At 66.7% G+C, this 270-nt stretch carries 1 pseudogene; it reads left to right on the top strand.

Annotated elements, in window-relative coordinates:
* Window positions 1-59 precede the first annotated feature (59 nt).
* Window positions 60-270, top strand: a pseudogene (locus JHD82_RS30235) (hypothetical protein); the annotation flags it as partial.

A 270-nucleotide genomic window follows, 5' to 3' on the forward strand; every position in this document is an offset into this window, starting at 1 on the left:
CCACACCGGTGGCGGCTGGCAGCAGCACCAGCTTCAACCTGCCAGCTGTGCCGACGGCTGTGGGTTCGAGCACGAACACGGCTTCCTACGATCCGTCCGGCGGCATCAGCCCCGTCAATCCGACGGCCGGTTGCACGACGGATTGCGCATCGACGCCTTCCACGCCGGTGACGCCTGGTACGCCAGCGTTGACGGTCACCAAGGCCAACCCAGGCAGCCTGGCTGTGGGCACGCCGTTCAACTACGCCTTCACGGTAGCGAATGCGGCCA

Source organism: Delftia sp. ASV31 (assembly GCF_016428765.1).
GTDB classification, from domain to species: domain Bacteria; phylum Pseudomonadota; class Gammaproteobacteria; order Burkholderiales; family Burkholderiaceae_C; genus Comamonas; species Comamonas acidovorans.